The organism is Alphaproteobacteria bacterium (genome assembly GCA_030740435.1).
Taxonomy (GTDB): Bacteria; Pseudomonadota; Alphaproteobacteria; order UBA2966; family UBA2966.
The window spans coordinates 1-9,983 of the sequence record JASLXG010000116.1; the positions used below are offsets into that span (position 1 = coordinate 1).

Annotated in this window: 8 protein-coding genes; 3 read left to right on the plus strand and 5 right to left on the minus strand. The window is 65.0% G+C overall.

Going from position 1 to position 9,983, the window contains the following annotated elements:
- Positions 1-161 precede the first annotated feature (161 nt).
- Entirely contained in the window at positions 162-1,055 is an 894-nt protein-coding gene (locus tag QGG75_12630) for a DMT family transporter (protein MDP6068077.1), read from the minus strand.
- Between the two features lie 77 nt (positions 1,056-1,132).
- Here QGG75_12630 and QGG75_12635 point away from each other — a divergent pair, with 77 nt between their 5' ends.
- Positions 1,133-1,744: a LysE family translocator gene (locus QGG75_12635; GenBank protein MDP6068078.1), complete on the plus strand. Its 612-nt coding sequence runs from the start codon at positions 1,133-1,135 to the stop codon at positions 1,742-1,744.
- 161 nt (positions 1,745-1,905) lie between these two features.
- Here QGG75_12635 and QGG75_12640 read toward each other — a convergent pair whose 3' ends face one another.
- The 4 genes from QGG75_12640 to QGG75_12655 form a co-directional block, all read right to left on the minus strand.
- On the minus strand, positions 1,906-2,859 hold the full coding sequence (locus QGG75_12640; GenBank protein MDP6068079.1) for a radical SAM protein: 954 nt from the start codon (positions 2,857-2,859) through the stop codon (positions 1,906-1,908).
- Between the two features lie 230 nt (positions 2,860-3,089).
- Complete coding sequence (locus QGG75_12645; GenBank protein MDP6068080.1) at positions 3,090-3,443, minus strand: hypothetical protein; 354 nt, start codon at positions 3,441-3,443, stop codon at positions 3,090-3,092.
- 23 nt (positions 3,444-3,466) lie between these two features.
- Entirely contained in the window at positions 3,467-5,440 is a 1,974-nt protein-coding gene (locus tag QGG75_12650) for an FAD-dependent oxidoreductase (GenBank protein ID MDP6068081.1), read from the minus strand.
- On the minus strand, positions 5,437-7,086 hold the full coding sequence (locus QGG75_12655) for an AMP-binding protein (protein ID MDP6068082.1): 1,650 nt from the start codon (positions 7,084-7,086) through the stop codon (positions 5,437-5,439). Before QGG75_12655 ends, QGG75_12650 begins: the two co-directional genes overlap by 4 nt.
- Positions 7,087-7,213: 127 nt before the next feature.
- On the opposite strand from QGG75_12655, the gene QGG75_12660 reads away from it, so the two are divergent.
- Both QGG75_12660 and QGG75_12665 read left to right on the plus strand, forming a co-directional pair.
- Entirely contained in the window at positions 7,214-9,163 is a 1,950-nt protein-coding gene (locus tag QGG75_12660) for an AMP-binding protein (protein ID MDP6068083.1), read from the plus strand.
- A gap of 38 nt (positions 9,164-9,201) precedes the next feature.
- A complete protein-coding gene (locus QGG75_12665; GenBank protein ID MDP6068084.1) occupies positions 9,202-9,387 on the plus strand; it encodes a hypothetical protein in 186 nt (61 codons plus the stop codon).
- Positions 9,388-9,983: the final 596 nt, after the last annotated feature.

Consider the following 9,983-nt stretch of genomic DNA (forward strand, 5'->3'; position numbering starts at 1 on the left):
AGGGTCCGTAGGGGACTTCCACCCCCAAGTCGTCGCCGGGCCACCACAGCCCGGCAAATGGTGCTTTCGCACCGTGCGCCATGCCTGGCACACCGCCCCCGCGGAGGCTGCGGACCGCAGGTCCGCCGCCGTGAGCGACAAAAAGTGCAACATGAGCGACCTTAAGAACTTCTACCCCGCCAGCTTGCCAGCCAAATTCCCGCCACCACACCGGCCAGGCCCAATCCGAACAGCAGCGAAACCGTTTCGCCCAGAAGCCAGGCTCCCGCCGCCGTTGCCACGATCGGCGCCAGGGGCACGAAGATGGCGGTGCGCAAGGGCGAGAGGCGGCGTAGCGACCAATTGAAGAGCACGAACGAAAGCGCGCCGCCGCCGATACCGAGGAAAGCCACGGCGCCCCAGCCCGAGGGCCTGAGCGAGGCCACGCCCTCGGCAATGCCCTCGACTGCCGCCAGCGGCAGCAGCAACGCCACGCCGCTGGCCATGGCCACGGTGCTGACGGCGGCGGCGCCATGGCGGGCCAGCAGGCCGGGCGAGAAGGCGTTGTAGGTGGCGCCGCACATGACGGCGCCGAAGAACATCAGCTCACCCGTCCAGTTGCCGCCGCCTCCGGCGCTGTCGGCGAATGCCTTCTCGCCCAGCGCCAGGCTGACGCCCACCACCGACATGACGGCGGCCAACAGCTTCAGCGCGGTGAAGCGCTCCTGGCCGCGCAGCGCCGAGAGGGACATGGTGAGCAGCGGAATGAGGGAAAAGATCACGGCGCCGCGCGAGGCCGGGATGTGCTGCAGCCCGGAATTCACTAGCCACTGAAATATGCCGAACTGGAAGGCGCCCAAGAGCGCCATGCGCCAAAGATCGGCCCGCCCCAGCCGGCCGATGCCGTGCAGGCAAAAGGGCAGCAGGCAAAGCGCCGCCAGGCCGTAACGCAGCGTGGCCAAGGTCGCTGGCGACGTTTGTTCCATGACGAAGCGGATGGCGACGAAGGAAAGCCCCATCAGCACGCCGCTCATGGTGGCGGCGGCCATGGGCAGCAGGGTCCGGTTAACGTTCAAGCGAGCCACATCACACTGGTCCGGCTCTGGTTATGGCGCGATTTGGCCTCGGGCACCACCTGTGATTGGATGGCGCCATGAGCGCCGAGTTTCTCCTGACCTCGCTGATCGTGGTGCTGGTGCCCGGTATCGGCGTCACCTATACGCTGTCGTGTGGCCTCTTCCGCGGCCGCCTGGCCAGCGTCGCCGCGGCCTGCGGCTGCACCACCGGCATCCTGCCCCACATGGCGGCCGGCATCTTCGGCCTGGCGGCGCTGCTGCACGCCAGTGCGCTGGCCTTCCAGGGCGCCAAGTTCGTCGGCGTGGCCTATCTGCTCTATTTGGCCTGGGGCATCTGGCACGATACGGGCACCCTCAAGGTGGCCAAGCCCGAGGGCGTGGCGGGGCTCGGCACCATCATCGTGCGGGGTTTCCTGATCAACATTCTCAATCCCAAGCTCTCGATCTTCTTCTTGGCTTTCCTGCCCCAGTTCGTGGCCGCCGACGCCGCCCGGCCCATCGCCACCATGGTCGGGCTGGGATTGGTATTCATGCTGATGACGCTGGTGATTTTCGTGATGTATGGCCTGGCCGCGGCGGGGGTGCGGACCTACGTCATCTCGTCCGACCGCGTCATGACCTGGAGCCGCCGCGGCTTCGCCGCCAGCTTTGCTGCCCTGGCCACCAAGCTGGCGTTCAGTGAGACGTAGGCCGCATGGCCGCAGACCGAATATCCGCGGTGAAAGTGGTGGAAAGTGGTGACAGGCACCACTTTTTGACGACCAAGCCCCTGTCGCTAACTTCCTGATTATCCAGGAAAAATGGCAGAAAAAATGGGGACAGGGACCACTTTTCCCCCGCCCCGCCGGCTCTAGCCCGGCGGCGCCGACTGGGCCGTGTGGCCGAGATGGCGGGTGCGGTGGTGGTAGTCCTGTTCGCCCTTGACGACGCGGTGGTAGGCCGTGTTGAAGACGCTGTAGGCGCCGCAGCGCGTGCAGTCGACGTCGTTGCCGTAGCAGCAGAAGGTACGCTCGAAGCTGCCGCCGTCGCCCATGTAAAGCGGCAGCGTCGCCATCATCAGGCAATTCTCGCCGCGCTCGCCGGTGAACTCCATGCAGCGCTCCGACTTCATCAGCTCGAGCGAGCCGACGTGCGATTTGACCAGCTTGGGATATGTTCGCTTGAGGGCGATGAGGCGGTCGATGTCCTTGTCGCGGTCGCGCAGATCGTCCCAGCCCAGGCCCGTGTCGTCGTTCTGGCGCGGCACGTAAAGCGTGAAGGCGACGCCGTTGACGGGCCAGTCCTGGACTTGCTCGACGAACTCCTCCATGCCCTCCGCGTTCTGGGCCGTCACCGTCATCTGCAGCATCACCGTGGTGCCGTCGCCCAGGTCGCGCTTGGCGATTTCCTCTTTGACTTTCTCGAAAACGCCCGCGCCGCGGATGCTGTCGTTGAGTTCCTCCGGGCCGTCCAGCGATACCGTGACCAGGCCGCCGGGCAGCTTGGGAATGCCGTAAAAGGCGTTGGTGACGATGGCCGGCAGCTCGAAAAGCTTGGTCGCCTCCATCACCAGGTCCTTGCGGATCATCGGCTCGCCGCCCATGAAGAGCATGGATTTGATGTTGTGCTTGTCGCGCAACTCACGCAACTGATGCAGCATGGTGGCATCGTCCATCTTGTCGCGCGGCCGGTTGGGATTGTCGGCCCGGAAGACGAAGCAGTGCGTGCATTCGAGATTGCAGGCGTTGGTCACGTTGACCAGCGCCGTGGCGTAGTCGCGCTCGCCGAAATCGGTGGGATCGCTGAGTTCGGTTGCTGCTGCCATGACGGACCTCTCAAGTTGCCTTGGCGATCGGCGCTATTCTAGCGCTTGATCGGGCGCTACAGCGATGCCTTTTTCGGCTTGGTAGGCGGCTAGCGCCCTCTCGAATTCGGCGACCTCTGCGGCCGGCACGGGCTCGCCGCATTCGTAACAGGCGTTATCGTGGCGGTCGAACCAGCGGCAGCCGCAAGCCTCGCAAGCAAGCTCCGGCGCCCCTGAGGGATTGCGGAAGATCACCGGCAGGCCCCCATGTAAGAGAGCCCGAGGCTCTCGAAAAAGTCCTCGAAGCCGAGCTCGGCCAACTCGTCCAGCGGGCGCATGACGAAGGACAGGATATCGCCCGAGCGAATACCGTCCCGCACTGCCGTGGCCAGGTCGTTGCCGGCTGCGGTCAGGGATTCCACCACTGCGTCCTCGGCCACCCAAAGCATATCGACGCCGGCCTCGGCATAGCCCGGGAAGGGCTGGCTGGCGGTGTTGACGCCATCGGCGCCGACTTCCCAGACCAGCATCGGCCCCTGCCCGCCATCGACGATCTGGCGCGCCACCACCCCGATACGAGCACCGCTTTCGAGCTCGGAAAACATCCAAAATGCGCCCGTGGCGCCGCCTAGAGGCGGCAGCCCAGGCGGTAGCCTTCGTGGATGGCCTGGTCCAGGCCGCGCGGCATGATGGCGTCGCCGATGCCGTGCAACTCGTCGACCATCCATTCCAGGCCCTGGAAGAGCTCCTGGTTGGGTTGGCGTTGGCTGGCGATGACGCTGTCAGCCTCGAGGAAGACCTCGCCCGAGCCGTTGGCCAGGGCGACGCCGCCGAGCCGCACCTCGACCACCCGGGTTTCGGTCAGCGTGGTCACGCCAAGCTCGCCGAGCCAGGCGCTGTGGCGCCACTTCCAGGTCGGCGAGACGTCGCCGGCGATGCGCTTGGCGGCCTCGACCACGGTCACCTCGCGGCCCTCGCCAGCCAGCGATTCGGCCAGCGTCAGGCCCACCTTGCCGCCGCCCAGCACGACCACGCGCTGGCCCGTCTCGGCCCGGCCGGCCGCCACCTCGGCGCCATCGAGCAGGATACCGTTGGCCTCGGCCGCAACCGGCTGGTCGAGCACCATGCGCGAGCCCGCCGCCACCACGGCAACGTCGTAGTGGTGCAATACGCTGCGCATCAGCTTGGGATCGACCTCGGTATCGAGCTTGACCTCGATGCCCAGTTTCTCCGCCACCACCCGGTAGTGCCGCACCAGCGTCATCAGATCGGCGCCGTGGGCGCGGTCGTGGGCGGCATAGCCCATCAGCGCGCCGCCCACCGCCGGGCCGCGCTCGAAAACCGTAACCTTGTGTCCGCGCTTGGTGGCGGTGATGGCGCACTCCATGCCGGCCGGGCCGGCCCCCACCACCATCACGGTCTTGGGCGAAGGCGTGGGCGTGATGCGGTATTCGGGCTCGTATTCGTGCCCCAGCGCCGGGTTGACGGTGCAGGTATAGGGCAGGTCGCGAAAAAGCCGCGACAGGCAGTTGAGCGAGCCGACGCAGACGCGTTTTTCCTCCAAGCGGTCTTCGCGCGCCTTGTGGATCAGCTCAGGATCCGCCAGCATGGGCCGGCAGACCTCCCAGAAATCGAATTCTCCTTCCGCGATGCAGCGATCGGCATCGACCGGATCCGGAAGGCGCACGCCGAAGGCCACGGGCACGCTTGCCGGCAGCACCTGACGCGCACGCACCGCCAGGCGGTTCCAGTGGCCCGGTGCCACGTCGCGGCCGATCGAGGATTCCGGCGCTTCCTGCCAGCCCACGGTGACGCTGACCATGTCGACGCCGGTCTGGCCGGCGATCTCGATGATCTCGAAGCAGTCGTCCTCATCGCCACCGCCCCATTTGTCCATCAATTCGGCGCCGTTGAGGCGCACGATGAGGGGGTGTTCGTCGCCGATTTTCTCTTTGATGGATTCGATCAGCTCGACCATGAACTGGCAGCGCCCTCGCGTCGAGCCACCGTATTCGTCAGTGCGCTTGTTGGTGAAGGGCGAGTTGAAGTTGGCCAGCAGATAGCCCATGAAGCTGGTCAGCTCGACGCCGTCGAAGCCGGCCCGGATGGCGCGCTCGGCGGTCTCGGCATGTTCGGTGATGCAGAAGCGGATGTCGTCCTTGGTCATCTCGCGCGGCGGCCGGAAGTGGGGCAGCGTCTGCGGCACCACCGAGGGCTGCACGCAGTAGCCCAGATCGATGCCGCCGTAGCGCCCGGCGTGCAGCAACTGCTGGATGGCGACGGCGCCGGCCTCGTGAATGTAGCCGGCGATGGTTTCGAACTGGGGCATGAACTTGTCGTCAAAGAGAGCGATCTGGCTCCAATAGGCCTTGCCCTCGCCCGAGGCGTCGGGCGAGGCGCCCTGGTTGGTGACGATGCCGGCCCCGGAAAAGGCGATGACCTTGGTGCGGGCCAGCTCGCGCTCGCTGATGAAGCCCTCGCGGCTGTTGAAGTTGGAGACGCAGCAGGCCCCGAACTTGATGCGGTTGGCGCTCTCGAAGGGGCCCAGCGTGCCCGCCTTGAAAAGATCGGGAAGCTTGGCGATGCCGGGATCGGCGGTCATGACGCGGCCCTTTCCTGTTCGACAGTTTCGGCGATCTGCTCGCGCAACAGGCGCCGCATGATCTTGCCGGCCGGGCTGACGGGATAGCTTTCGACCACTTCCAGGCGTTCCGGCAGCTTGAACTTGGCGATCTGCTTTTGCATGAGGAATTCCACCAGCTCCGCGAGATCCATGCCCTGGCCCGCTTTAAGAATGACGAAGGCGCAGGCCTTTTCGCCGTAGGTCTCGTCGGGCATGGCCACCAGGATGGCGTTCTCGACCTTGGGGTTGCCCAGGATCAGGTTCTCGATCTCGTCGCAGCTTATCTTTTCGCCGCCGCGGTTGATGAGATCCTTCTTGCGCCCCTCGGTGTAGACGTAGCGGCCCTTTCGCCGCACCACGTCGCCCATGTGGTAGAAGCCGTCGGGCTCGAAGGCCGAGGCGTCGGCTTGCGCGTTGTTGTAGTAGCCGCGGATGGTATAGGGCCCGCGGGTCAGCAGCTCGCCGCTTTGGCCGTCGGCCACTTCGTTGCCCTGGCCGTCGACCACCTTGATCTCGTCGGCCGGCCCGGCCGGGGCGCCCGAACTTTCCAGCACGTATTCCTCCTCGGCATCCAGCGGCACCATGTTGATCAGGCCCTCGGCGGTGCCATAGGTCTCCTGGAAATGGCAGCCCACCAGATCGCGAACCTGACGCCTGAGCTCGGGCTGCAGGCGGGCGCCGCCGTTTTGCAAGACCTTAAGCGTGCTCAGGTCGTAGTTGCCGGCGATGCCGGACTTGAGCCAGCCGGTGACCACCGGTACGGCCGTCGAGGTCATGGTCACGCCTTCGCTCTCGATCAGGCCGAACACCGTGGCCGGGTCGATCTCAGGCGCCAGCACCACCCGGCCGCCGTGCCACAGCGCGCCCAGCACGCCGGGCGAGGCCAGGGTGTAGTTGTGGCCCATGGGCAAGAGCGCGAGATAGACGGTTCGCGGGCCGATCTCGGCCACCACGCTGCAGCTGCGAAAACAGCAGAGGTAGTCTTCGTGGCTGCGCGGGATCAGCTTGGGCAGCGCCGTGGTGCCGCCCGATAGCAGCATCAGCGCCACCTCGCCCGCGTCGGGGCGGCGGGCGCTGAGCAACGCCTCGGCGTCGTCGCCCAGCGGCCGAGCCAGTAACTCTGCTATCGAGACCTGGCCTGGGCCCGCCTCGCCGGCCACGATGACGTGTTCGAGGTTCGGGTTTTCGGCCTGCATCTCGGCCGCCATCTGGCGGTAGTCGAAGTCGCGGATCTGGTCGGGAATGAGATATCCCCGGGCGCCGGAATGGCCGAGGAAGTGGCGGATCTCGTTGTGCCGATGGGGCCTCAGCGCCATCACCGGGATGACGCCGATCTTCTGCAGCGCAAAGAAGGCGAAGACGAATTCGGGAATGTTGGGAAGCTGCATGACGACACGGTCGAGGGGCTTAAGCCCAAGCTTGGCGAAGTGGTAGGCCAGATGATCGGCGGCCTGTTGCACCTGGGCAAAAGTGTAGCGCCGCTGGCCATAGGATAGCGCCTCTCTCTCGCCATGCTCGGCCGCCATCTGGTCCAGCACCTGGCCCAGCGTCAGCCCCAGCCAATGGCCCTCACGGCGATAACGCGCCGCCACCTCGGCCGGGTAGGGGGTGCAACCTTCGAGCATAATGTCCCTCCAAAAAACAAGGTCTTGGCCAACTATAACACCCTGCACCGCGGCCGGCATGGCTTGCGGCGCCAGCGCCCCAGCGCCAATAATGAACGCCGTTATTTTTCCCTACCGAGGCCCCGCCATGAGCGCCGACGATTTCACCTGGACCCCCGACGCCGCCATCATCGCCGAGAGCAATCTCATGGCCTTCATGCAGCGCCACGACGTGGCTGATTACGCTGCCCTGCTGAAACGTGCCGAGGCCGATCCCGACTGGTACTGGAACGCCGTGCTCGAGGATAACGACTACCGCTTCTACCGGCCCTACGACCGCGTGCTCGACACTTCAAAGGGCGATGCCTGGGCCGAGTGGTGCGTCGGCGGCACCACCAATGCGGTGCTCAACTGCCTCGACAAATGGCGCGGCACGCCGACTTATGAGCGCGACGCCATTTCCTGGGAGGGCGAGGACGGTTCGCGCCGCCTGCTCTCCTACGCCGAGCTCGACGCCGAGACCTGCCGCCTGGCCGGCGGCCTCGCGGGCCTGGGGCTGGGACAGGGCGACGTGGTCGGGGTCTACATGCCCATGCTGCCCGAGGCCGTGGCGGCCTTTCTCGCCATCATCAAGATCGGCGGCATTGCGCTCCCGCTGTTTTCCGGCTTCGCCGCCGAAGCCGCGGCGACGCGCATGAACGACGGCGGCGCCAAGGCGCTGATCCTGGCCGACGGCTCGCTCAGGCGGGGCCGGCCCATCGACATGAAGGCGGTGGCCGACCAGATGGCGGCGGAGGTGCCGACGCTCGAGCACGTCGTGGTCTTCCGCCACTTGGGACTTGAAGTGAATTGGCAGGAAGGCCGCGACCACTGGTGGTCGGACCTGATAGCCGACCAGCCCGAGGCTGCGCCGAGCGAGGAGATGGGGGCCGAGGACCCCATGCTGCTGGTCTTCACTTCGGGCACCACGGGCAAGGCCAAGGGCACGGTGCACAGCCATTGCGGCTTCGCCAACAAGGTGGCGCTCGATCTCGGCCTGATGATGGACCTCAAGCCCTCGGACCGCATGCTCTGGATGTCGGACATGGGCTGGCTGGTGGGGCCCATCATCATCATGGGCAACCTGGTGCGGGGCAGCACCATCGTGCTCATCGAAGGCGCCCCCAACTTCCCCGAATCGGACCGCATGTGGCGGGTGGTGGCGGATCACCAGGTGTCGTTCCTGGGCATCGCGCCCACCGTGGCGCGCTTGTTGATGGCTTATCCCGAAGAAGACCTGACGCGCCACGATCTCTCGAGTTTGCGCATCTTCGCCTCAACCGGCGAGCCCTGGAACCCCGATAGCTGGCTGTGGCTCTTCGAAAAAGTCGGCGGCGGGCGGCTGCCGATCCTCAATTATACCGGCGGCACCGAGATCGGCGGCGGCATCCTGACCACCACCGTCATCCACCCCATGCGGCCGTGTTCCTTCACCGGCTCGATCCCCGGCCACGGCGCCGATATCGTCGACCAAGACGGCAACCCAGTGGCGGTGGACGAGGTCGGCGAGCTGGTCATGCGCGTCCCCTCCATCGGCCTCACCCGCGGCCTCTGGCAGAACCGGGAACGCTATCTCGATACTTATTGGAACAAGATCCCCGGCCTCTGGGTGCATGGCGACTGGGCCAGCCGCGACGCCCAAGGCCTGTGGTACGTGCACGGCCGTTCCGACGACACCATCAACGTCGCCGGCAAGCGCACGGGCCCGGCCGAAATCGAATCGCTGCTGCTGAATACCGGCCGCATCGCCGAAGCCGCCGTCATCGGCGTGCCCGACGAGATCAAGGGCTCGGCGATAGTTTGCGTCGTGGTGGCGGTGGCGGGCGAAGAGGCGTCGGACGAGCTCCGCGGCGCCCTTTCGTCCGCCGTGGTGGCCGGTCTCGGCAACCCCTTCCGGCCACGCCAGATCGTCTTCGTCGGCGATCTGCCCAAAACCCGCAACATGAAAATCATGCGCCGCGTCGTGCGGGCAGTTTATACGGGCCAGGATCCGGGGGATTTGGCCTCGTTGGTCAATCCCGAGGCGGTGGAGGGGTTGAAGGCGGTGTTGGAGGGGTAGAATTTGGCCAAAGCCGAAATCAGGGATACAATCAAGCCATGACCAAACTGCTCGACAGCGCCATCGAACAAGCCCGCCGCTTGCCGGCGGAGCGGCAGAACGAGGTGGCTGAAATTCTGCTGACCGTCGTTGCTCAAGACGAGCCCGAGGCACCTCGCTTGGGCGAAGAACAGACGGTGGAAGTCCGTCGCCGGCAAGCGAACCGGACCTACGCCAGCGACTAACAATCTGCATCGCACCAAAGCTGAACCACTTCCAGCGAAATATGCTCGATCTGGAGCCGACAATTTAGGTGCCGCCACATCATTTTGTAGTCGACCTTTCATTCGCCTGCCTGATCCGGAAGCACCAACCGCCGAAGAAACAAAATCGATAGAGGCAAGTGAGGTATTGCCTATTTGGCAATCTAGAGAAATTGACGCTCTGTTAGATCGCAGCATTTTCGATCCGGCCTCCTTTGGTCGTGTAAAGTTTCACGACTCAGAAGTCGAATACTATCTCTCAGCATGTTGGTTATTGAGCTGTCGAGAAGCTGGCCAACCGTACTCAAAGATAAGGCGTTTTTTAATTGGCGAAGTCGCAGGTGACCATCAGCCAATTCTGTCTCGAAGGCAAATTCTTGGTTGGTTGGCGACAATCTCAGATGAAATACGACAAGACGCTATTGACGCAGCTCCTGACGTTGTCTTGTATTGCGGAGATGCGTCACAAATTCCAATTGAACAATGCGATAGCCATAGCGGCCGTACGTCGTCGCCAATTCAATAACTGCGCCCGTCAGGGCGTCCTCATCATCGCGCGCCCGTGCTGCATAGCGCTG

What these genes read in the sequence shown, in the direction of transcription:
- QGG75_12635 (MDP6068078.1), top strand. Translation starts at nt 1,133, where the DNA reads ATGAGCGCCGAGTTTCTCCTGACCTCGCTGATCGTGGTGCTGGTGCCC.
- QGG75_12640 (MDP6068079.1), bottom strand. Translation starts at nt 2,859, where the DNA reads ATGGCAGCAGCAACCGAACTCAGCGATCCCACCGATTTCGGCGAGCGC.
- QGG75_12645 (MDP6068080.1), bottom strand. Translation starts at nt 3,443, where the DNA reads ATGTTTTCCGAGCTCGAAAGCGGTGCTCGTATCGGGGTGGTGGCGCGC.
- QGG75_12650 (MDP6068081.1), bottom strand. Translation starts at nt 5,440, where the DNA reads ATGACCGCCGATCCCGGCATCGCCAAGCTTCCCGATCTTTTCAAGGCG.
- QGG75_12655 (MDP6068082.1), bottom strand. Translation starts at nt 7,086, where the DNA reads ATGCTCGAAGGTTGCACCCCCTACCCGGCCGAGGTGGCGGCGCGTTAT.
- QGG75_12660 (MDP6068083.1), top strand. Translation starts at nt 7,214, where the DNA reads ATGAGCGCCGACGATTTCACCTGGACCCCCGACGCCGCCATCATCGCC.
- QGG75_12665 (MDP6068084.1), top strand. Translation starts at nt 9,202, where the DNA reads ATGACCAAACTGCTCGACAGCGCCATCGAACAAGCCCGCCGCTTGCCG.